Annotated in this window: 20 protein-coding genes; 10 read left to right on the top strand and 10 right to left on the bottom strand. The window is 62.7% G+C overall.

From position 1 onward, the window contains the following. Window positions 1–50: 50 nt before the first annotated feature. Entirely contained in the window at window positions 51–905 is an 855-nt protein-coding gene (locus tag NKH33_RS14885; RefSeq protein WP_352451452.1) for an aldo/keto reductase, read from the bottom strand. A gap of 229 nt (window positions 906–1,134) precedes the next feature. Between NKH33_RS14885 and NKH33_RS14880 the strand changes: the two genes are divergently transcribed. The 4 genes from NKH33_RS14880 to NKH33_RS14865 all read left to right on the top strand — a co-directional run bounded on the left by NKH33_RS14880 (window position 1,135) and on the right by NKH33_RS14865 (window position 3,509). After that, window positions 1,135–1,770 carry an ankyrin repeat domain-containing protein gene (locus NKH33_RS14880; RefSeq protein ID WP_352472190.1) on the top strand — a complete coding sequence of 212 codons (636 nt, stop codon included), beginning with the start codon at window positions 1,135–1,137 and terminating at the stop codon, window positions 1,768–1,770. A 142-nt stretch (window positions 1,771–1,912) separates the two neighbouring features. Next, a complete protein-coding gene (locus NKH33_RS14875) occupies window positions 1,913–2,302 on the top strand; it encodes an ArsR/SmtB family transcription factor (protein WP_352472205.1) in 390 nt (129 codons plus the stop codon). Further along, window positions 2,299–2,832 (top strand): SRPBCC family protein, encoded by a 534-nt coding sequence (locus NKH33_RS14870; protein WP_352472189.1) that lies wholly within the window; start codon window positions 2,299–2,301, stop codon window positions 2,830–2,832. The genes NKH33_RS14875 and NKH33_RS14870 overlap by 4 nt, the downstream gene beginning before the upstream one ends. A gap of 101 nt (window positions 2,833–2,933) precedes the next feature. After that, window positions 2,934–3,509 carry a dihydrofolate reductase family protein gene (locus NKH33_RS14865; RefSeq protein ID WP_352472188.1) on the top strand — a complete coding sequence of 192 codons (576 nt, stop codon included), beginning with the start codon at window positions 2,934–2,936 and terminating at the stop codon, window positions 3,507–3,509. Window positions 3,510–3,573: 64 nt separating this feature from the next. On the opposite strand, the gene NKH33_RS14860 is transcribed toward NKH33_RS14865, so the two are convergent. From NKH33_RS14860 to NKH33_RS14835, 6 genes are all read right to left on the bottom strand, one after another. After that, complete coding sequence (locus NKH33_RS14860; RefSeq protein ID WP_352472187.1) at window positions 3,574–4,374, bottom strand: class I SAM-dependent methyltransferase; 801 nt, start codon at window positions 4,372–4,374, stop codon at window positions 3,574–3,576. A gap of 152 nt (window positions 4,375–4,526) precedes the next feature. Further along, window positions 4,527–5,435 (bottom strand): DUF930 domain-containing protein, encoded by a 909-nt coding sequence (locus NKH33_RS14855; protein WP_352472186.1) that lies wholly within the window; start codon window positions 5,433–5,435, stop codon window positions 4,527–4,529. Window positions 5,436–5,618: 183 nt separating this feature from the next. Then, a complete protein-coding gene (locus tag NKH33_RS14850) occupies window positions 5,619–6,368 on the bottom strand; it encodes a glucose 1-dehydrogenase (protein ID WP_352451446.1) in 750 nt (249 codons plus the stop codon). 47 nt (window positions 6,369–6,415) lie between these two features. Beyond that, window positions 6,416–7,420, bottom strand: coding sequence for a sugar-binding protein (locus tag NKH33_RS14845; protein WP_023677316.1), 1,005 nt, complete (start codon window positions 7,418–7,420; stop codon window positions 6,416–6,418). Between the two features lie 51 nt (window positions 7,421–7,471). Beyond that, window positions 7,472–8,533, bottom strand: a complete 1,062-nt coding sequence (locus tag NKH33_RS14840; protein WP_352472185.1) for an ABC transporter permease — start codon at window positions 8,531–8,533, stop codon at window positions 7,472–7,474. Window positions 8,534–8,588: 55 nt separating this feature from the next. Next, entirely contained in the window at window positions 8,589–9,329 is a 741-nt protein-coding gene (locus NKH33_RS14835; protein ID WP_352451444.1) for an ATP-binding cassette domain-containing protein, read from the bottom strand. A 451-nt stretch (window positions 9,330–9,780) separates the two neighbouring features. Here NKH33_RS14835 and NKH33_RS14830 point away from each other — a divergent pair, with 451 nt between their 5' ends. Next, window positions 9,781–11,214 carry a coiled-coil domain-containing protein gene (locus NKH33_RS14830; protein ID WP_352472183.1) on the top strand — a complete coding sequence of 478 codons (1,434 nt, stop codon included), beginning with the start codon at window positions 9,781–9,783 and terminating at the stop codon, window positions 11,212–11,214. Window positions 11,215–11,399: 185 nt separating this feature from the next. Beyond that, complete coding sequence (locus tag NKH33_RS14825; protein ID WP_352472204.1) at window positions 11,400–12,902, top strand: serine hydrolase; 1,503 nt, start codon at window positions 11,400–11,402, stop codon at window positions 12,900–12,902. 19 nt (window positions 12,903–12,921) lie between these two features. On the opposite strand, the gene NKH33_RS14820 is transcribed toward NKH33_RS14825, so the two are convergent. Then, window positions 12,922–13,854 carry a hypothetical protein gene (locus NKH33_RS14820; protein WP_352472182.1) on the bottom strand — a complete coding sequence of 311 codons (933 nt, stop codon included), beginning with the start codon at window positions 13,852–13,854 and terminating at the stop codon, window positions 12,922–12,924. A 265-nt stretch (window positions 13,855–14,119) separates the two neighbouring features. Between NKH33_RS14820 and NKH33_RS14815 the strand changes: the two genes are divergently transcribed. After that, window positions 14,120–14,560 (top strand): lipid-binding SYLF domain-containing protein, encoded by a 441-nt coding sequence (locus NKH33_RS14815; protein WP_352451439.1) that lies wholly within the window; start codon window positions 14,120–14,122, stop codon window positions 14,558–14,560. Between the two features lie 23 nt (window positions 14,561–14,583). Here NKH33_RS14815 and NKH33_RS14810 read toward each other — a convergent pair whose 3' ends face one another. Continuing rightward, the gene (locus NKH33_RS14810; RefSeq protein ID WP_023677324.1) at window positions 14,584–15,216 is read right to left on the bottom strand and encodes a TetR/AcrR family transcriptional regulator; all 633 of its coding nucleotides are present in this window, start codon (window positions 15,214–15,216) and stop codon (window positions 14,584–14,586) included. 716 nt (window positions 15,217–15,932) lie between these two features. Between NKH33_RS14810 and NKH33_RS14805 the strand changes: the two genes are divergently transcribed. From NKH33_RS14805 to NKH33_RS14795, 3 genes are read left to right on the top strand one after another with little or no spacing between them, the layout of a single operon-like run. Further along, window positions 15,933–16,418, top strand: coding sequence for a (2Fe-2S)-binding protein (locus NKH33_RS14805; RefSeq protein WP_352451438.1), 486 nt, complete (start codon window positions 15,933–15,935; stop codon window positions 16,416–16,418). Continuing rightward, window positions 16,415–17,398: an FAD binding domain-containing protein gene (locus tag NKH33_RS14800; protein ID WP_352920274.1), complete on the top strand. Its 984-nt coding sequence runs from the start codon at window positions 16,415–16,417 to the stop codon at window positions 17,396–17,398. The genes NKH33_RS14805 and NKH33_RS14800 overlap by 4 nt, the downstream gene beginning before the upstream one ends. Then, on the top strand, window positions 17,395–19,716 hold the full coding sequence (locus tag NKH33_RS14795; protein ID WP_352837847.1) for a xanthine dehydrogenase family protein molybdopterin-binding subunit: 2,322 nt from the start codon (window positions 17,395–17,397) through the stop codon (window positions 19,714–19,716). The genes NKH33_RS14800 and NKH33_RS14795 overlap by 4 nt, the downstream gene beginning before the upstream one ends. A 109-nt stretch (window positions 19,717–19,825) precedes the next feature. Here NKH33_RS14795 and NKH33_RS14790 read toward each other — a convergent pair whose 3' ends face one another. Further along, window positions 19,826–20,836 carry a zinc-dependent alcohol dehydrogenase family protein gene (locus NKH33_RS14790; RefSeq protein ID WP_352564187.1) on the bottom strand — a complete coding sequence of 337 codons (1,011 nt, stop codon included), beginning with the start codon at window positions 20,834–20,836 and terminating at the stop codon, window positions 19,826–19,828. Window positions 20,837–20,937: the final 101 nt, after the last annotated feature.

Here is a 20,937-nt window from a genome sequence, read left to right as displayed (position 1 = left end):
GGACAGAGGGGGGTGTGAAGGAATGCCAACGTCCCGGTTGGCCCGCCTCGTTAGAACAGGAATGCGGCCGTGGCGGGGTTCGGGCCGGTGCGGCCGTCGGGCGAATCCATGCCCCGGATAAGCTCGAGGTCCTTCGCTTCCAACTCGAAATCGAAGACATCGAAATTGGCGGCGATGCGGTCCTGGTGGATCGACTTTGGAATGACGATCAGCCCTTCCTGAAGGTGCCACCTGACGATCGTCTGCGCCACCGACTTGCCGTGTTTCCTGGCGATGCTTTCAAGCGTCGGATCGCTCAACAGCCGGCCGCTGCCCAGTGGGCTCCAGCTCTCGATGCGGATGTTGTGCCTGTCGTGGAATTCACGTTTGTCACGCTGCTGGAAGCGGGGGTGGAGCTCGATCTGGTTGACGGTCGGCGTGACGCCGGTCTCGCCGATGATCCGTTCGAGGTGGTCCTGGTTGAAGTTCGAAACGCCGATCGACTTGATCCGGCCTGATTGCCTGAGTTCGATCAGCGTCTTCCAGGCCTCGACATATCTGTCCTGGCTGGGCACCGGCCAGTGGATCAGGAACAGGTCGATCTGTTCGATGCCGAGCTTGCTCATCGTCTCGTCGAAGGCGCGCAAGGCGGCGTCGCGCTGATGCGCGCCGTTGCGCAGTTTCGAGGTGATGAACAACTCGCTTCTCGGCACGCCGGCCGAGCGGATCGCCTGCCCGACACCTTCCTCGTTCTGATAGCCTTCGGCGGTGTCGATCAGCCTGTAGCCGGCCTCGATTCCCCAGCGCACCACCTTGGCGGTGATGGCTGGATCGACCTGCCACACGCCGAGGCCGATTTGCGGAATGGCGGAGCCGTCGTTCAATCTGATTTGTTCAGGTCTATTCAGGGTAATCTGTTCAGGCATGTTCAGGTCCTTCTGCATCGTTCCGCCCGGCGCAGGCTCTATCTAGTCTGAATGGCCGCCAAAGCCAGTCGATCTCAGGAGAATGTGAGGAGACGGACGTGAAGCGCTGATCCTCCGCTTCGGGCCGACAGCTCTCTGCGACCCACGGACTCCAGGGAACTCTATACAGGACGACCCCACTATCGCGGATTCTGTGGTATTCTGTGGACGATCCGAGGAGGCGACTGCGTTGACCAACAGCTTGGAAGCCGAAGGGGCAAGAGACTGGTCGCCCCTGCTGGTCGCGGCAGAACAAGGCGATGCGGAGGCGGTTCGATCGGAATTGGCGGCTGGCGCCGACATCAATCAGTCGGACGACGGCGGCTGGTCTGCACTTCACCTTTCAGCCCTCAATGGCCGCACAGCTGTGGTGGAGGCGCTGATCGAAGACCCGGAAATCGACGTGAATGCCAGAAACAAGTGGAAGAGCACGCCCTTGAGCCTTGCGTCGGCCAAGGGACATTACGCGTGTATCGCAGTCCTCGTGAGACACCCCCAAATAGAGATCAACGCGCGAGCTGACTACTACGGCAGAACGGCTCTTATCGAGGCGGCGAAGAACGGGCATCTCGAAGTCGTCAAGTTGCTCGTGGAGAATGGCGCGGAAGTAAATCTGACCGACAAGACGGGCAGAAACAACGCGCTCATCGAGGCTATCAAGGGGCGGCACTACGAGATCGCGGAATACCTGCTGGATTCTGGGAAAGTGAGCTTTATCAACAAAGAGATGAGGCTAAACGCCCTGATCTGGGCTGGCAGCTGCCACAACCCTCAGCTTATCGAAAAGCTGGAAGCCGCGATCCACCGTTTCTTCGACGGCAAATAAGGGCCTCGCCCTTACTGTCGCGGGGCGCGTCCGCATCTCCCGTCACGACAAGCTCGATGGCGCAAACGGTCCCGCGACGCTTCGCATAAATTATTCAACCAAATGGTTGACTATCTCAAAGCGTGCGTCTATATTCAACTACATGGTTGAATTAGAGACACCCAAGATGGACGCGGTTTTTCACGCCCTTGGCGACGCCACCCGGCGGCACATGCTTCGCGATCTCGCCGATGGCGAGAAAACGGTAAGCCAGCTGGCGGAACCCTTCGCGATGTCGCTCGCGGCGGCCTCCAAGCACATCAAGGCGCTGGAGAACGCAGGGCTTATTCGTCGAGAGGTGAGGGGCCGAACGCATCTGTGCCGACTAGCCCCTGGACCGCTGGCCAGCGCCCATCAGTGGCTCAGCTTCTACGAGCGCTTCTGGACCGGTCGTCTCGATGTTCTCGAACGCCTTCTTCGCGAAGAGGACGCACGCAAAGCCCAGGAAGAGCCCAGGAAATCGCCCAACTCAGAAGAAGGAGACGAGCAATGAACCAGATGAGAACCATCGACGCCTATGGCGAGCTGAGCGAGCCCGCCACGTTCACCATTCAGCGCCTCTTGCCCGGCCCCATCGAGCGCGTCTGGGCCTATCTCACCGAGAGTGACTTGCGCCGGCAATGGATGGCCGCGGGCCAGATGGAAATGAAGGCCGGCAGCTCGTTCGAATTGGTCTGGCGTAACGACGAGCTGACGGACCCGCCTGGCCAGCGACCAGCGGGCTTTCCCGAAGAGCATCGGATGGAGGGCCGGATCACCGAACTCGATCCGCCGCGCAAGCTTTCCATCACCTGGGGAAACACCGGCGGCGTCTCCTTCTTGCTGGAGGCGAAGGGTAACGATGTGCTGCTCACCGTCGTTCATCGCCGCCTGCCGGAACGTGCAATCCAGCTCAACATCACGGCCGGCTGGCACATACACCTCGACCTGCTGGCCGCCCGCCTGGCGGGCAAGACGCCGACCTCGTTCTGGGACGGCTGGAGCCGCCTGCGGGAAGAATACGACCGCCGCCTGCCGGCCTGATGTAACTCGCGGCGGCCATCCCTGAGGTCGCCGCCAGCAACACGAAGCAACGCTGAACCGATGAAACGTGCTTGCATCCCGCAAGCCTGATGGAGGAAGTCATGCGCAAATTAATCGCTGGAATGAAAATTTCCGTCGACGGCAAGATGGAGGGGCCCGAGGGTTACGCCGATTGGGTCGACGCGTGGTCGGACGAATACGGCCTGACGCCGCAAATCGACGCTTGCCTGCTTGGCAGCGTCATGTATGCCGGCTACGAGCGCTACTGGAGCGCCATCCAGAACGAGCCCGACAAGCCGCTGCCGATGACCGGCAAATTGCCGAAGCCGGCCGAGCTCGAATGGGCCCGCTTCGCCGCGCAGACCCCGCATTATGTGCTGTCGAACACAATGACTTCGGCGGCCTGGCCAAAGACGCGCTTCGTGCGGAATTTCGAGGATATCGCTGCACTGAAACAGCAGCCCGGCAAGGACATCTACCTTATGGGCGGCGCCCGAATTACCGCGAGCCTTATCGATGCCGGGCTGGTCGATGAGCTCAGGCTCATCGTCTATCCGCTGCTCGCCGGTGAAGGAAAGGCGCTGTTTGGGACGGCGAAAAATCGTCGTGGGCTCGAACTGCGCAAGGTCGAACAGCTTTCGGACGGCCGCGTTGGGCTGGTCTACGGGATCGGCTAAAGCGCGTCGCGTTCGATCGGCCTCATGCGATGCGCTTTTTACACGGCATGCATTAGCGCCAACGTCAGGCAACGACGCCGCGGCAGGCCCAGGCGACATTGGCAAAGGACCTCGGGCCGTCGGGCCGGCCGGCCTCATAGGCGTCGCGCATGGCGGCGTCGGTGCGCGCCCGCTCTTCCGGGTCGAGCGCGGCCACATACTTGCCGAGCGGCCCTTCGCCGGCGGCAATCGGCGCCCAGTAATCATCGAAATTTTGGTAGTCCATGCGGATCATCAACTGGGTTTCCGTAACGTCGCGGAGATCCTGTTCGACAAAGGTCCGTTTCATTTCACCCGGCTGCATCATCGGCTGCGTGCAATAGCGGGCACGCAACTGGCGTCCGCCTTCACTGAGCACCGCCACCGTGTCGATCATCATGCGCATCCCCGGCATGCCGCCGAGATGGTCCCATACCGTCGCCGCGACGACGCCGCCCGGCCGCACGACGCGGCGCATCTCGGCGACTGCCTTGCCGGCTTCGGGCACGAAATGGAGCACGAGCAGGGCTAGGGCACGGTCGAACGCGCCATCCTCAAAGGGCAGGGCGCAGGCATCCGCCTGACGGATTTTTATCCGCGGATCGGTGTTGCGTCGGATTGCCTCCTCGACGAAAACGGCCGAAAAGTCGATCGCCGCGACCTCGCCGAGGTCAGCGGCCTTGACGAGCGCGAAGGTCAGGCTGCCGGTACCGCAACCGACGTCGAGGATGTTTTCGCCGTCGGCAAGCCCCACGAAGTCGATGAACAGCGGCGCGAGTCTTTGGCTCCAGCGGCCCATGAGCTGCTCATAGCCGGCAGCATGATGAACATTGAAACTTGAAGTCATCGAAGCCTCCTCCCAAAGCCGTATGCTAGACTTCGGCGGCCGCTGACGAAAGCCACTTTTGGCGCGTGTTGGTTCGGCAGCCCGGAGCGCGCGAAGACATCGCCGGCCGGATTTGACGGCGCCGACCAGCCAGCCTCCGTGGCCTCGACCACCTATTCGGCGGGCAACCCGCGGCGCTTCCATTCGCTGCGCGGCACCGGATCTCCGACACGGAAGGCGAAGGAAATGACTTTCGTCGCGTCCGGATCGACCTCGCAACGATAGCTCAAATCGTACCACTGCCCGTTGGCACGGAAGGCGGTCCTGGGAACTTGCATGATAGTGCCTTCCTTCAGCCTGAATGAACGCAAGAGGTCGGGAAAATAGGGGGGCGAGGCGCGGCGCAACTGTTCGCGCAATTCCGTGAGGCAGAGCTGACCGATCCGCACGGGGCGGGGTATATTGCCCATTGCGCTTGTCGCTATCGGATCACCGGTTGCTGCTTCCGAGAACAACGTCTTGGCTTGCTGAAGCTTCAAGGGTTTTTGCTCCTTGACATCCGCTGGCTTGGGCTTCGGCGGCGGTGATGCGCCAGGCGACGGAGCCTGGTCTTTCCCCTCGACCGCTGTCACGGCAGGTGGCTGTGCAAGATCCTGGTTACTGGGAACTTGCGGCGCTGGCGGTTGTTCCGAACCATCCTCCGCACTGTTGCCGTCCAGAGACTTGCGAGGACCGGCGTCCTTCTCACCGAATTGGAAGACAGGTCTCTGCGCGGTGACCTCACGGCTCGTCGGCGTCTCGACCTTGGCTTCCGGCTGCTTTTCCGGCTTGGGCGGTTCAGCGGGGGACGGAGGTTTGGTTTTTTCCGGCGGTTTAGGCGGCGGCACGATATCAACTGCGATGGGCTGCTCCTTCTGCGGCTGCGGGGGCGACAGCGGCAGTGCGGACAAAAGAAGCGCGGCGGCGAGCAAATGCACGACCGCGGAGGCAGGCAAGGCCCACCCGAAAACCCGGCGCTGATCCCGTATGTCGTTTCTCATCATGACCGGTGTGTGGAATGAAATATTGGCGGCATCAAGCATCGATGCCGCCGGACGTCGAAATAACCCGTTGCGAATCGATAGTCGGCGGCTGCAACACGGCGCGGCATCCAATCGTGTGGCGTCGGCGTCCGCGCAGGGGACCGGGCCAGCAGCGCATGCGGCAAGTCGTCATTTCAGGCGGCTAGCAGGCACGCCCTGCCGGCACGGTGTCGCCGGTTGAAATCACAGGGAAACCGATAGCCCGCCGTCAACCGCCAGCACGTGCCCGTTGACGTAAGCGGCAGCGTCGGAGGCGAGAAACACCACGGCTCCGCCGAGCTCCTCAGGCTGGGCCCAGCGGCCCGCGGGGGTTCGTGCCTCGACCCATTTGGTGAAGGCCTCGTCGCGCATAAGTGCGGTGTTGAGCTCGGTGGCGAAATAGCCGGGGGCGATCGCGTTGACGGTGATGCCGTGACGGCCCAGCTCAGCGGCAGTGGAGCGTGTCAGCCCGTGCAGGCCCGCCTTTGCCGCCACATAGGCGTGAATGGTGGGACGGCCAAGGATCGCTGCGACCGATCCGGTGTTTATTATGCGCCCGAACTTGTTTGGCAGCATCAGGCGCACCGCGTCGCGCATCATGCGGAAGCAAGCCGACAGATTGACGGCAACCACATGGTTGAAATCCTCGTCCTGCCATTCGACCAGCGGTTTACGATGCTGGATGCCGGCGTTGTTGACCAGAATATCGAGGCGGCCGTGGCGTTCGACGATTCCTTCGAGCGACGCCCTTGAGATCGCCGCGTCGGTGACATCGAACGGCAGGGCTTCTGCACCGATCCTTTCGGCGGCCGCGGAAAGGGCGGCCATGTCGCGCGCATTGACGATCACCGTCGCGCCGTTTTCCGCAAGTGCCTTGGCCATGGCAAAACCAAGACCACGCGAGGCACCCGTGACCAATGCGACACGGCCCTTGAGCGAGAACAATTCCGGCATTGAGATCCCCTGTGAAAAGGGCGGGAGTTTCCTCCCGCCCAAAAGCACTATTTGGCGACGCAAGTGTCGGCTGTCTCCGGAGTGCAGACATCGAGGCCCGTGTAGGTCGGGTCGGCCGGCGGAGCCTTGCCCTCCTTCATTTCCTTCAGCGCCATCATCGTCTTGTAGCCCATCTCGAACGGCCGCTGGCCGACCTGGCCAAGGGAGAAACCTTCCTTCATCTGGTCGATCTGTACCGGAAGCGTGTCGGCAACGACAAGGGCCAGGGCTTTCGAGGCGATCTTGTCCTTGTACGGTGCGACCGCGGCGCGGTTGGCATCGGGAATGAACTGCGGGAAGCCACCGGTTGGGACGAATGCGTCGAGGTTCGGGTTTTTCGCCATGATATCCTCGAACTGTTGCACCGAAAGCGGGAAATCATCGTTGGTGTAGAGCGGACAGCCTTCGATTTCGGTCCAGCCGTTCTGGCCCGTCAGCCGATCCCCGGGCGAGGCCGCCGATTTGGTGCCCGAAAGCGTATCGCGAATGCCCTGCATGCGCTCGTTGTGGTTGGCCGCCGCGGCGCCGCCGGACTGGATGCAGATCGTGCCGCCTTTGGGCTTGATCTGCATTACAAGCTTGGCGAGGTTCTCGCCGATTTCGTAATTGTGCGTGCCGATATAGGCAACGCGGAGATCCTTGTTTTCGGGCAGGAGATCGGAGTCCCAGGTGAGGACCGGGATGCCGGCTTCCTTGGCGGCCTGCAGCGCAACCGCCATCGCCGCGGCGTTCGATGGCGACACGGCGATGCCGTCCACCTTCTTGGCCACGAGGTCCTGTACGATCTGCACCTGCTCGTCGCCACCACCATGTTCGCCGGGGCCGATATACATGCACTCCACGGCGCCATTGGATTCGGCCTCGGCTTTCTTGCAGCCGTCGCGTGCCTGGTCGAAGAAAGGATTGTTCATGTTCTTCGGCACCAGGGCGAAGGTGTATTTCGCCTGGGCGCCGGAAACGGCGAGCACCATTGCGCCAAGCGCCACGGCGGCCGTCAGCAGATGTTTTTTCATGTGACGTTCTCCTCCTGGGTGTGATCCCGCAAGCCTCCCGCCGGCGGGTTTCTAGCGGCGTTTTTTGGGCATCAAGACTGCCAGCGACGCGGCGAGAATCGATTTGCCGCCGGTTTGCATGCCCAAAAGAACCGCAAGAACGATGAAGGCGCCGACGAAGGCACCCTGCCAATTTGAATCGATACCGGCCATCAGCAGCGCATTCCTGATCACCTCGAGGAAGGCCGAACCGATGATCGCACCGAAGGCCGTGCCGGCGCCGCCCATGAGGCTGGCGCCGCCAATGACTGTCGCGGCGATAACGCGCAGCTCGTAGCCCTGGCCCATGGCATTGATGGCCGAGCCGTTATAGCCGAGGAGCAGGAGCGAGGCGAGCGCGGCGGTGAAAGCCGAGAAGACATAGGCCTGGAATTTAATCCAGTTGACCGGAACGCCGGTGAGCCGTGCCGCCTCCTCATTGCCGCCGATGGCGAAGAGATGCCGGGCCCAGGCTGTGAAGTTGAATACGAAGCCGAGAATCAGGGCCAAGATCACCATGGTCCAGAATTGTGACGACAGTTCTGGTATCCAATGCGGTGCCCAGTCGTTCGGACCATGCCGCGGCCATTTCCACTGACCGATTGCCTTCACGATCGGAGCATCGGGCCCGAACTGGTAGAGCATCTGGTTGGCCGAGAATACGACCGCCAGCGAGCGCGCGACGGACAGCATACCGAGGGTGACCACAAAGGACGGCATCCCGACATAGGCGACAAAGAATCCGTTGACCGCGCCACAGGCCAGACCGGAGAAAAGGCCCATGGCGAAGGCGACGTACCAGGGATAATGCCAAGTGAGGAACAGGCCGGCGACGATGACCACGAGACCCATGACGGAGCCGACCGACAGATCGATACCGCCGGTGATGATGACGATCGTCATGCCAAGTGCCATGATGCCGAAAGGTGCGAAATTGCGCGTCACATTGGCGACATTTTCAGACGTGCCGAAGCTCGGCTCCATCGCAGTCATCAACATGACGAGCGCGATGAGCGCGATCGTCACCCAGAAGGGCTGACTTGAAATCACACGCTGGAGAACTGTTTTTTCCTTGGTCGGGACGAAATCCGACATGGCCGGCCGGCCATGTTCTTCGACTGAGCCCTGAACGCCAATTGACTCCTGAACACTATTCGCCACGGATGGCCCCCGTTATCAGTCCAGTGATTTCCTCGGGCGATGTTTTGTCGGCTGGCTTGTCGGCAACTTTCGAGCCCCGCCTGAGGACGATAATGCGATCTGCCACGGCGAACACGTCAGGCATTCGGTGACTGATCAGCATGACGCCGACTCCTTGTGCTTTGAGGCGTCGGATCAGTTCGAGTACTTCCGCCACCTGGCGCACGGAGATGGCGGCCGTTGGTTCGTCCATCAGCACCAGCTTGGCATTTGAAAGCCGGGTCCGCGCGATGGCGACCGCCTGGCGCTGCCCACCCGACATCTTCCTGACGAGGTCGCGCGGCCGGGTTTCCGATTTGAGTTCCTTGAACAGCGCTGCCGAGCGATCGATCATCGCCTGCTTGTCAAGAATCCTGATCGGCCAGAAGCCTTTCTTGATCTCGCGCCCCAGAAAGACGTTCTGCGCGGCCGTCAGATTATCGGCGAGCGCCAGGTCCTGATAAACAACTTCGATCCCCTTGGCGCGGGCCTGCACGGGCTGGTGGAAGTGGCACACCTCGCCCTCGACTACAATTTCGCCGTCGCTCGGAGGAAAATTCCCGGCCACAGTCTTGACTATCGTCGACTTGCCGGCGCCGTTGTCCCCCATCAGACCAACGACTTCGCCTCGCTCCACCTGGAAGCTGACGTCAGTCAGGGCCTGGATAGCCCCGAAATTCTTGGAGACGTGGCAAACCTCAAGCACCGGCATCGCGGTCCTCCCGGGACAACATTTATCGGTCTTGTCCCTGGTCAATGCACAGCAGCTAATCAGCGAAACGTATTCAACACAATCATTTATTAGGTCAGGCCTTCCGGCCGTAACGCGCCTCGTCCAAGTGTGACTTGTAGCTGCTGCAGAGCACCGAGGCGCTCGGCCGATCCGTACAACAGCCACCAGGCGATCCTCATGCTTGCGCCGCTTCATATCCGTTTCGGGTGAAATGAGTGGGCATTTTTCGAGCGGTGCCAACGCCTCGGGTATGGAGCGCGGCAGAACACGGCTATGCGTCATTCAAACACACGAGGACAGTGGCCAAGCCTGTCCCTAGCGTGCGTCGGCCAGAGCGCACGTCAGGAGATGAACCCGCATTCGGGGGAGGCGAGGGTCAAGTATTGAAAATCCGCTCCTTGCCGGCGCTGCACGAGAGGGATATTCGGTCATGAATTTCAAAGGTTTGATCAAGCGTGCCGAGACAGTGGAGAGAGCGTTCAAGGAGCTCGAAACCGATTTGGCGGATGCGTTTAGCGAATGTCTCAATGTGGACGATCAGTCGCCGTTGAACGACGTCACTGTGCCGGATGAGACGGTATCGGATGAGAATCTCGCGACAACGGATGACAGCTCGCAGCTCGAAGCCAATGCGGACGCCTTCGAGACCGCACGACGGCTGTCCCCCCATACGCAAACCCGGCTGGCTGCCTTAAATGCGGTCGATGGGCTCTTTCACGACGCGCAGGAGTATCTGGGGGAGATCAATGCGAAACTGTCGGAGATCGCGACCTCGCATCATCTGACGGGCGAATTCCTGAAACTGCTTCACGGCGACATTCTTCGCGCCAACGAATTGGAGCTGGCAAATACCGGCCTGACCGCGCAGCAAAGGGTGCTGTCCGAACAGCTCCACGATGCAACCAGAAAGCAGCGCGAGCGCGACAGCGCTATCGAGGCCCTGCAGCAGCACGAGGCGAGCCTGGTCGAGGACAAGGAAGCACTTCGCGGCGCGCTGGCTGCGGCAAGGCTGGAACTCGTCGTCGCAGGCAATGCGAGCGCAAAACGCGAGGCCGAGTTCGGCGAGCTTGTCAAAACGCTCTCGGCCAGAGCGGTCGAGGCCAACAGACGCTCGCGCGAGAACGAGATGCTGCGGGAGAAGCATGTCAGTCTGTCGATCGATCTCGACAAGGCGCTGAAACGGGAGGCCGAGGCGCGGCACAGGCTGGACGAACTCTCGACCGTCCATGCCAATGACGCCGCGCAGGTTTCCGAACTGCTGGCCGCGCTTGGCAAGAGCGAGAAAGAGGAAATGCGGCTGCAGAAATCGCTCGATATGGCGCAGACGAAGCTATCGGAAATAACGGAAGCGGCCCGCCTCAGGGACGGTGACAGGGAAGCCGAGCTTGCACGCAGTGTCGCGGAGATGACCGGCTTGCGTTCTGAAATCGAGGACCTTCGATCGCGGCTGGAAGCCGCCTCCAACCACAACAGCGAAGCCGTCACCGAGATCGCCAGGCTCAAGGCTCAAGCGAGCGACGCGGTGGCCGAAAAGCAAATTGTCGAGCAAAAATTGTCCGCTCTCACGAAGGAGAGCGAACACGACAAGATGAACCTTTCCGCGGTCAGCGCGAATTTTTCGCAGCTTTCCCTGCAGCAGGCATCCGAACAGATACAGTTCGACGTCCAGCGGCAGGAATGCGAGGATCTGCGAGCCGAAGTCGCGTCGCTTCAAGCCCGGGTCAAGGAACTGTTGCCCTATGAGCGGCTCCACAAGGCCACCAACGCCAGACCGCGTGAAGACGGCGTGGTCGAGATCACCGCCGCGGTGGCGGAGAAGGCCCGCGCCAGCAGGCGGCGCCTTCGCCTGCGCGCTGCTTCGTAGCTCAGGCGCGGCTGTCTGAATTTCGACTGGTGCGAAGCGAACATCCGTCGATGGAAGCGATCCTTGGGGCTGGCCTCCCCTGCGTCAGGCTGCAATAGTGCACGCCGGTGAGGCGGAGGGGGCTGAGCGTGCGGCTATTCACAAACCGGAACCACCTCCGTTGGAGGTTGGCCGTCATCGCAATCATGGTGCTTTCGCCGAAGGCGGCGTCGGCCGACACCATTACGCCCGACCGGGTCGCCGCGGCCATTGCGAAGCTCGAATTGCTTGCCGAAGGCGTCGTCGCGGATGGTAGCGTGCCCGGTCTGGCCATCGGCGTCGTGCACGGCGACGAGGTGATCTTCCTCAAGGGGTTCGGGCATCGCGAAGCCGGAAAACCGGAGATCGTCGATGCTGACACGGTCTTCCAGATTGCCTCGCTCTCCAAGCCGGTCTCCGCCACCGTCGTGGCGGCGCTGGTCAGCGACGGGATCGCTTCGTGGGATTCCAAGATCGCCGACCTCGATCCGGCTTTCCGGCTCGCTCAGCCCTATCCGACCAGCGAACTCACGGTCCGCGACCTGTTTGCGCACCGCAGCGGGCTTCCCGGCACCGCCGGCGACGACCTCGAGGACATCGGCTATGACCGCGCGGAGATCCTGCGCCGGCTGCGGTTCGCGTCGCCGTCATCGAGCTTTCGTGCGGGCTATTCCTACAGCAATTTCGGACTGACCGAGGGTGCGGTCGCGGCCGCGAAGCCGACGGGTAAATCATGGGAAGAGGTCGCCGAAGAGAAGCTCTACCGTCCGCTTGGAATGGCCTCGACCAGCTCCCGTCATTCGGACTTCATCAAGCACGCCAACCGCGCCGAGCTCCACGCCAAAATCGATGGCGCCTGGACCGCGAAGGTCCAGCGCTATCCGGATGCGCAGGCGCCAGCAGGCGGCGTCAGCTCCACCGCACGCGACCTCTCGCAATGGATGCGCCTTGTGCTCGGCAACGGGGTCTATGCCGGCAAGAGACTCATTGCCGCCGATGCGCTGGAACAGACACATATTCCCTTGATGGTTCGCGGCAAGAACCCCGTCTCCGGAGGCGAGGCCTTCTACGGCCTCGGCTGGAATATCGAATTCGGCCGGCACGGGCTGATCTGGGGTCATGCGGGCGCCTTCAGCACCGGCGCACGCAGTCTGGTGATGCTCTTCCCCGAGGAGAAGCTTGGCATCGTCGTCATCGCCAACGCCTTTCCGACAGGCGTGCCGGACGGGCTGTCCGACAGCTTCGCCGATCTCGTCTTCGACGGAACCCTGGGCAAGGATAAGATAAAGGCATGGAATGATATCTATGCGAGCATGTTCGGCCCGGTGATTGCGGCGGCCAAGGCCACCTATGCCGCGCCGCCCTCTCCAGCAAGTCCGGCCGAGCCGGCCAGTGCCTATGCAGGCCGTTACTTCAACGACTTCTTCGGCGAAGCTATTGTGTCGGGCGAAGGAGACGCTCTTGTCCTTAAGGTCGGGCCTGCCGGTGCGCGGTCTTATCCACTGAAGCATTTCAACCGCGACCTCTTCGTGACCTTCCCCGATGCCGAGATGCCGGACAGGCCTTCGGCTGTCAGCTTTGCCCTCGGCCCCGACGGCAAGGCGTCGGCCATGACCGTTGATTTTCTCAACGACAATCATCTCGGCACGCTGCGGCGCGTGGGGGATTAGCCACCGGCGGTGAGGGAGCCTATGCCGGGCCGAACTGAAGCAATTTGAAGCAATTGCCGCTTCCCGACTTCAACTGCGTCAGGAAGCCTTTCGACCGGTCGATCCATTCCTGGTGCGATCTGGCATCGGCTTCGATTTCATTGGCCGGTGCAAGCTTGACGAAGCCGCGCCCCGTGCTGAAAAGCCAGCACGCGCGGCCGAGAAACCGCCTGCTGCGCTGGCGCAGCAGATCGGCATCATAAAAGACGTCGAGCACCTCCTGCTTGATCTTCCGCTCCTTTTCGGGATTGGCAATCGCAACCTCGATCGGCTCGCCGCCGATCGCATCCTGCAGGTCCTTGTAATCCAGGGCGATCTGGGTAGTGGCATATTTGATGTCGCTCTCGTTCCGGACGATGTTGAACCAAAGCATTGGGTTGAGCTCGTTGACGACGAACGATGCTTCGAAATCGCGTGACAGATTGAGAATATCGAACCCCTGAACATCGACGTCGCGCTCGACCAGAAGGATCTGGGAAACCTGCTTGGCAAGCCCCGTTCCGTGGGCGCTGACAGCGGCGTTGTCACCGCCGTGTTCCGGACTGACATAGGCACCGCCATCATCCAGCAGCGCGTCGAATTCGCCGAGGGCCTCCACGACAGCGCTGCCGCGGGCAACACGCGCTGCCAGTTTGGCGAGAACCTGCTGGAGCTCCGTTTCGCGTTTGCGCTGGTCCTGATAATTCTGCTGAAAAAAGAAGATGAACAGGGACACGCCAATCCCGATCAGGATCACGCCCAGCTGCGAAAAGATATTGCGATAATATTCCAGCAGCTTTTCACGATGGCGTACGTCGTCACGCACACTGTGCGCCACGCGAAGATTGACGATCAGCGAAACGACCAGGAGCCCGGCGCCGACCAGGATCAGGCCACCGATCAGCAGGTAGCCATGTCGTGAGTTGAAGTCCATTGCTTTGCCGCGCTCCCGAAACCCCAGACAGCGCAGACTAATACCATTCCGCCTCAACACCTACGATCATCCCCACCATTCGGCCACTGTTCTTACAGCCAGGACTACGCTCGCCATCCGCCTCGTTTCGTGGCGGTCTTCTCGCAGCCGGATTCAGGCCGCGTGCTTGGAACCAATGACCGGCGAGACTGTTCAGCTATGACTTTGATACGACGCCGACGTGCCCGGCCGGCTGGGCATGCGGCGATCTTGAGGAGTTCTCATCATGAAGATTTCGTCCAGATTTCGTTCAGTCGCAGTTGCCGTCATCGCTGCGGCGGCAGTTAGCTTTGCCAGCGTCGCGCATGCCGACAGCGGTACGATCCGCTTCGCCGTCTACAAGGCGGCCTTCTTTATCGGCGGCTCCGGAGGCGAGGGCACACTGACCTTCCATGGTCGCCGATATCCGATCTCGGTCGGCGGCATCTCGGGCGGCCTCGCCTTCGGCGCCTCCAAGACCTATTTCAAAGGTACCGTGCGCCACATACGCCGCGCCCGGGATGTGACGGGGGTGTACGGTGCAGCGGGCGGTGGCGGCGCGCTCGGCAAAGGAGCCCAGGTGATCGTCATGACCAATGACAAGGGTGCCCAACTCGAACTCACGGGCAGGCAGGTAGGCCTGCAAGTCAATGCCGATCTCAGCGGTATGAGCATCTCGCTGAAATGAAATAAGGACAGTCACTGCATTCGTTATTCCTTGGATGGGCCGGATTTGGCCGCTCCAAACCGCAGCCCATCCATCAGCAGCGACACCAATCGGCGCGAGCGATCGCGCCAGTCCTTGGTGTCCGGGGCCGAATAGATGCCGCCCAGCGCATGCAGCACGTCGGAGGCATCGACATCGCCGCGGATCGAGCCGTCGGCGACCGCAGCATCGATCAGCCGCCGCAAGGCGAGCGTCACCCTGCCGGAAACGTCGGAGAACAGGGTTGAGTTGGTCGTGAGCAGGATGCGCAGGCTTGTCGACAGCCCGCGCTTGGTGGCGATGTAGTCGACGAAGCGCTGCATCCATTGTTCGAGCGCCATGTCGGGCGCATGATCGCGGGCGAGTTCGTCGGCCGCCTGGCACAGTCCTTCCACTTCGCGCCGATAAACCACCTCGACCAGGTGCTCGCGGGTTGGGAAATGCCGGTAGAGCGTGCCGATGCCGACGCCGGCCTGGCGCGCAATCTCCTCCAGCGAGGCATCGACGCCTTGCGCGGCAAAGGCTTTTGCCGCGACCTCGACCAGAGCATCGCGGTTGCGCTGCGCGTCGGCGCGCAGCGGCTTTGCAACGGCGGCTTCGGTTTTGTCTCCAGAAATGACGGGCGGCTCCGCGGCCAATTTTTTCTCCAGTGCTGATCCGAAGCATACCCGGATAGGCAGGCCCCGTTTCAAGAACGCAGACGCTTCCACCTTCGTTACGTCTCCGACAAATATAATCGCAAGTAAATATAATCACAGGATCGGGTCTGGGCCGGCGTTCCGGCAGGCGAGGCATCTTGCCCGCCTCCAGTGCACGGCCCGTGGATGACGTCCGGAGGATGACGACGGAGGATATTTCCTCGCGGCCGGCACTCGTCATCTGTTCGGCCGATGCCGTGGGGCAAAAATGAGCCCATGTTGAGCACGATCCCCTCAGGATCATTGGACTGTCCTGCCCCTACAGACAGTTCAGAGAGCACCACCGGCTTGGGCCGGTGGTGCTTTTTTGTCTCCAGGCACGACGGCCGGCTGCCTGCCAATTTCCTCCAATTTTGATCATTTTCGATCCTGGGCTTGAACAGGACGGAGCAGGCCCTTAGGTAATAAGCGGAGGCGCCTCCGATTGTGGAGCGCCTTTCTCATGTAATCACGGGATCGGGTATGTCACGTCTTTCGACCTCCCAAGCCGCAGCCCTCCCGGAGCTCGCGCCAAGTCGAACCGACCCCCTCTGCCCTGCCGGGCACTTCCCCCAAGAGGAAGATAGCCTTCACCTAGCCATAAGCTGACCTTGCCGCTCGCCGGCCGGGCACCAGATCATCCCCTCCCGCGTCAAGCAACTGGAGCCAGACGCCCCATGACAAGCAAAACCCGAACTCCAATCCAACTTCGAATCAACGGACATCGACATGAGCTGGAGGTCGAACCGCGCGTTACCCTGCTCGACGCCTTGCGCGACCATCTCGGGCTGACCGGCACCAAGAAGGGCTGCGACCAGGGCCAGTGCGGCGCCTGCACCGTTCATATCGACGGCCAGCGCGTGCTGGCCTGCCTGACGCTTGCCACTCAGGCTGAAAGCAGGGACATCACCACCATCGAAGGGCTTGCCGGGGAGGATGGCACGCTGCATGCGGTGCAGGCCGCCTTCCTCGAACAGGATGCCTTCCAGTGCGGCTATTGCACGCCGGGCCAGATCATGTCGGCGGTCGCCTGCATTCGCGAAGGCCATGCCGGCTCGGATGAGGAGATCCGCGAATACATGGCCGGCAATCTCTGCCGCTGCGGCGCCTATCCGCATATCGTCGCCGCCGTGCGCCAGGCGGCCATGGAGGCCGCGTCATGAGAGACTTTTCGTATCTCCGCGCCGGCTCCGTCGATGCAGCCCGTGAGGCAGCAGCACTTCCCGGCGTCATGCTTCTCGCCGGCGGCACGACGCTTGTCGATCTCGCGAAATGCGGCGTTGCCGAACCCGAGACCGTGGTCGACATCACCCATCTCAAGGGACTGGACACGATTGCCGTTGATGACCGGGGCGCCACGGTCGGGGCGCTGGCCAGGATGAGCACCGTCGCCGACCATGCCGGTATCAAGAGCCGGTTCCCTGCCGTTTCGGAGGCGCTGTGGCAGGCGGCATCGGCGCAGCTGCGCAACATGGCGACGATCGGCGGCAATCTGATGCAGCGTACACGCTGCCCCTATTTCCGCGATCCGGCGAATTTCCCCGCCTGCAACAAGCGCTCGCCCGGCAGCGGCTGCTCGGCGATTGGCGGCGTCACCCGCGGCCATGCCGTGCTCGGCACCAGCGAGGCCTGCGTCGCCACCTATCCCGGCGACCTGGCGGTTGCACTCGTCGCCTTCGACGCGATTGTCCATCTCGGCGACCGTCAGATCGCCGTCGATGATTTTTTCCTGTTGCCGGGCAGCACGCCCGAAAGGGAGCATGCGATTGAGCCCGGCGAGATGATCACCGCGATCGGCATTCCCGCTTCGGCGGCCGCCCGCCGCTCGACCTATCTCAAGGTCCGCGACCGCCAGTCCTATGAATTCGCCGCGGCAAGTGCCGCGGTCGGCATCGAATTCGAGGCCGACGGAAGGACGATCCGCGATCTGCGCGTCGCGCTTGGCGGCGTCGCCACCAAGCCATGGCGCGCCCTTGCCGTCGAAGAGGCGCTGAAAGGCAAAGTGCTCGAGCCGGAGGTCGTCAGGCAAGCCAGCCTGCTCGCCGTCGAGGGCGCCGTCGACCATGGCGCCAACCACTACAAGATCGAACTGGCGCCGCGCGTCGTCGCCCGCGCCATCCTCAAAATGGGAGAAACGGCATGACCGTTCACGAGTTGAGAACAAGACCCGGCGATGCCAAACGCGGCGACGCTTCGGACGGTGCCGTCCTCGCCGACCAGGTCGGCGGCCGGCTGTCGCGCGTCGACGGCCCGGCCAAGATCACCGGTGCCGCCAAATACGCCGTCGAGCAGCAGCTCGAGGGGCTTACCCATGCGGTGCTGGTCGAGAGCACCATTGCCGCCGGCCGGGTGCGTTCGATCGACACGGCCGCGGCCAAGGCGTCGCCCGGCGTGCTGCTGGTGCTGACGCCCGACAATATCCTGCCGCTGAGAACCGCAACGGACTGGCTGGGCACGCCGCCGCCGGACGTCGCTTATTGCCCGCTGGCGCGCGACATCACCTTCAGCGGCCAGCATGTCGCGGCGGTGGTGGCCGAGAGTTTCGAGCAGGCGGTCGCCGCCGCGGCGCTGGTCAAGATCGCCTATGACGAGGCGCCGGCGATCGTCGACCTCAGCGATCCAAAGGCCGGCGACGGCATCCCCGTCGATGCGATGACCAAGGAATGGGGCGAGGCGGAGACAGCGTTCGCCTCGGCTCCGGTCAGGATCTGCAACGCCTACAACACGCCGCGCGAATACCAGGCGCCGATGGAGCCGCATGGCCTGATCGCAAAGTGGCAGGGCGACCAGCTGACGGTCTGGGAGCCGAGCCAATGGCTCGACGGCATGGCGCGGAGCTATGCCGAATGGTTCGGCGTGCCGTTCGAGAATGTACGACTGGTCTCGCCCTATATTGGCGGCGGCTTCGGCTCCAAGGCGTTTGCCTATGGCTACGGCGCTGTAGCGGCAGTCGCGGCGAAAATGCTGGGACGGCCGGTGAAGCTGGCGGTCACCAGGCCGCAGACCTTCACCGCCTATGGCGGACGGGCGGCGACGCGCCAGACCGTGGCGCTCGGCGCCAACGCGGAGGGCCAGATCCAGTCGATCGTGCATCGCGGCGTCAACGAGACCTCGGTCGACGGCATGTGGGTCGAGCCGCTCGGCTCGGTCACCTCGGTCATGTACGCGACGCCGAATTTCTCGTCGCGGCAGAACGTCGTGCGGGTCAACACGGTGGTGCCGGGGGCATTGCGCGCGCCGGGCGAGAACCCGAGCGCCTTCGGCATCGAAAGCGCCATCGACGAGCTCGCCTATGAGGTCGGTATCGATCCGCTGGAAATCCGGCTCAGGAACTATGCCGAGCAGGACCCGCATGCGAAGAAGCCGTGGTCGACACGGCAGCTGCGTGAGGCCTTTGCGGCCGGCGCCGAAGCCTTTGGCTGGTCGAAGCGGAACCCCCGGCCGCGTTCGATGCGCGACGGCAACCAGCTGATCGGCTGGGGTGTCGCGGCAGGTACCTATCCGGTGCGGCGCGCCTATGGCGAGGCGGTCGTGCGTATTCTCGCCGACGGCTCGGTCGAGGTCGAAAGCTCATCGATCGACATGGGGCAGGGCACCTACACGATCCTGGCGCAGACCGCCGCCGAGGTGGTGGGCGTGCCGGCGGAAAACGTCGTCGTCAAACTTGGCGATTCCCGCTATGCCCGTGCCGGCGTCACCGGCGGTTCGCGGCTGGCCGGGGTGATGACCGGCGCCGTCCACAAGGCGGCGAGTGCCGCGCTCGACCAGCTGATCGGGCTCGCCATCAGCGATCCGGCTTCGCCGTTCCATGCGCTGCAGGCCAACACGCTCGTCGTCGCCAATGGCCGCATCGCCTCGCCGCGCGGCAACGGCCCTGAAGTTTCCATCGCCGAACTGCTCAGAAGCGTCGGGCGCGAGCATATCGAGGCGAAGGGCGACACCATGCCGGCCAATTCGACGGTCGAGGACCGCTACAAGAACTACACCACCATAGCCATGGCGCTGCCGCACACCGAGGGCGACTATTCCCGCCACAGCTGGTGCGCGCATTTCATCGAAGTCCGTGTCGACGAGGACTTTGGCACGGTTCGCGTCTCCCGCGTGGTGTCGGCGCTGGATTCGGGCCGGCTCTACAATCCCAAGCTCGCCGAAAGCCAATGGAAGGGCGGCATCATCATGGGCATCGGCCAGGCGCTGCTCGAGGAGGGCATCGTCGACCGCCGGCATGGGCGCATCGTCAACGACAATTTCGCCGACTATCTCATCGCCACCAATGCCGACATTCCCGACATCGAGGTGATCTCGGTCGGTATTCCCGATCCGCATTCCTCGGCGCTTGGCGGCAAGGGGGTCGGCGAGCTGGGCATTGTCGGCGTGGCGCCGGCGATCGCCAACGCGGTATTCCACGCCACCGGGAAAAGGGTGCGGGACCTGCCGATCACGCTGGAGAAGCTGATTTAGGCGGAGGTTGGGACTGTCGGCGCATTGGCGATTGTCAAAAGCCGAGGTGACGACCGATCTCCCCACGAGAGGGGAGATCGGCAGCTTCAACGCTTTGCCTTTTTCAGGCTCACCACGACAGACTGAATGCAAGCTTGCCGAAATGCCGGCCGCCGGCCGCCATATGGGCGTAGGCCTCGGTCGCCTGATGCTGGCTGTAGACCGTGTCGATGACCGGATCGATACGGGCGGCGCCGATGGCCCGCGCCGCGTCGCGCAGGTCGGATACCGAACCGGTGTTGTTGCCCACCACCTTGAGTGCCTTGATGATGATCGGCAGCAGGTTCGTGGTGGCCTCGGCGCCGGTGACGAAGCCGATGGCGAACACCGTGCCGCCGGGCGCCGCGGCATTGATGGAGCGGGCGAAGGTCGCCGCGCCGCCGGTTTCGACGATCAGATCGGCGCCGAGCCCGTCGGTCAACTCGAGCACCTTGGCGTCCCAGTCCGGCGTCTCACGATAATTAATGAGATGATCCGCACCCAAGGCCTTGGCGCGGGCCAGCTTTTCGTCAGACGACGAGGTGATGATGACCGTGGCGCCGGCTGCCTTGGCCAGCTGCAGGGTCAGGATCGAGACACCGCCGGTACCGAGCAGGACGACGACCGACCCCGGCCCGGCATCGGCGGCGCGAAGCGCATTCCACGCGGTGGTGCCGGCGATCGGCAGCGTCGCTGCCGCTTCGAAGGACAGATGCGCCGGCATCGGCACGACGGCATCGGCCGGCAGCGCGACGTATTCGGCGAGCGAGCCGGGCAGTGTCAGCCCGCGCATCTCTCTGGTCTCGTAAGGCCGCGGACGGCCGCCGATCCAGCGCGGTTTTGCATGGGCGATGACGCGGTCGTTGATGGCGAGCCTCGACACGCCCTCGCCGATGCCGACGATCTCGCCGGCGCCGTCGACGACGGGAATGAGCGGAAAGCTCGGACCTGGATAGTTGCCGCTCGCTATCGCGACATCGACAAAATTGAGGCTTGCGGCGCGCAGGCGGATCAGCACTTCGCCGCGCTGCGGTTCAGGCGTGGGAACGGTGGCCGCGCGAAACGCGTCCAGTCTCGGGGCAGTCAGTTCGATCGCTTTCATGTCTCACTCCGGTTGATGGCCGATTGACGGGCCGGGATTGAGTGAAACTAGCTGCTGCGCTATTGGTATATAATCCTTGTGTTTTACATTTGAGCTCTGCG

The organism is Mesorhizobium sp. M1182 (assembly GCF_040318335.1).
In the GTDB taxonomy this organism is placed as follows: Bacteria; Pseudomonadota; Alphaproteobacteria; order Rhizobiales; family Rhizobiaceae; genus Mesorhizobium.
This window is presented reverse-complemented; position numbering and strand designations above follow the sequence as displayed.

Coding starts and splice junctions, on each gene's coding strand:
- NKH33_RS14885 (WP_352451452.1), bottom strand. CDS start 905: ATGCCTGAACAGATTACCCTGAATAGACCTGAACAAATCAGATTGAAC.
- NKH33_RS14875 (WP_352472205.1), top strand. CDS start 1,913: ATGGTTGAATTAGAGACACCCAAGATGGACGCGGTTTTTCACGCCCTT.
- NKH33_RS14870 (WP_352472189.1), top strand. CDS start 2,299: ATGAACCAGATGAGAACCATCGACGCCTATGGCGAGCTGAGCGAGCCC.
- NKH33_RS14865 (WP_352472188.1), top strand. CDS start 2,934: ATGCGCAAATTAATCGCTGGAATGAAAATTTCCGTCGACGGCAAGATG.
- NKH33_RS14860 (WP_352472187.1), bottom strand. CDS start 4,374: ATGACTTCAAGTTTCAATGTTCATCATGCTGCCGGCTATGAGCAGCTC.
- NKH33_RS14855 (WP_352472186.1), bottom strand. CDS start 5,435: ATGCTTGATGCCGCCAATATTTCATTCCACACACCGGTCATGATGAGA.
- NKH33_RS14850 (WP_352451446.1), bottom strand. CDS start 6,368: ATGCCGGAATTGTTCTCGCTCAAGGGCCGTGTCGCATTGGTCACGGGT.
- NKH33_RS14845 (WP_023677316.1), bottom strand. CDS start 7,420: ATGAAAAAACATCTGCTGACGGCCGCCGTGGCGCTTGGCGCAATGGTG.
- NKH33_RS14840 (WP_352472185.1), bottom strand. CDS start 8,533: ATGTCGGATTTCGTCCCGACCAAGGAAAAAACAGTTCTCCAGCGTGTG.
- NKH33_RS14835 (WP_352451444.1), bottom strand. CDS start 9,329: ATGCCGGTGCTTGAGGTTTGCCACGTCTCCAAGAATTTCGGGGCTATC.
- NKH33_RS14830 (WP_352472183.1), top strand. CDS start 9,781: ATGAATTTCAAAGGTTTGATCAAGCGTGCCGAGACAGTGGAGAGAGCG.
- NKH33_RS14825 (WP_352472204.1), top strand. CDS start 11,400: ATGGTGCTTTCGCCGAAGGCGGCGTCGGCCGACACCATTACGCCCGAC.
- NKH33_RS14820 (WP_352472182.1), bottom strand. CDS start 13,854: ATGGACTTCAACTCACGACATGGCTACCTGCTGATCGGTGGCCTGATC.
- NKH33_RS14815 (WP_352451439.1), top strand. CDS start 14,120: ATGAAGATTTCGTCCAGATTTCGTTCAGTCGCAGTTGCCGTCATCGCT.
- NKH33_RS14805 (WP_352451438.1), top strand. CDS start 15,933: ATGACAAGCAAAACCCGAACTCCAATCCAACTTCGAATCAACGGACAT.
- NKH33_RS14800 (WP_352920274.1), top strand. CDS start 16,415: ATGAGAGACTTTTCGTATCTCCGCGCCGGCTCCGTCGATGCAGCCCGT.
- NKH33_RS14795 (WP_352837847.1), top strand. CDS start 17,395: ATGACCGTTCACGAGTTGAGAACAAGACCCGGCGATGCCAAACGCGGC.
- NKH33_RS14790 (WP_352564187.1), bottom strand. CDS start 20,836: ATGAAAGCGATCGAACTGACTGCCCCGAGACTGGACGCGTTTCGCGCG.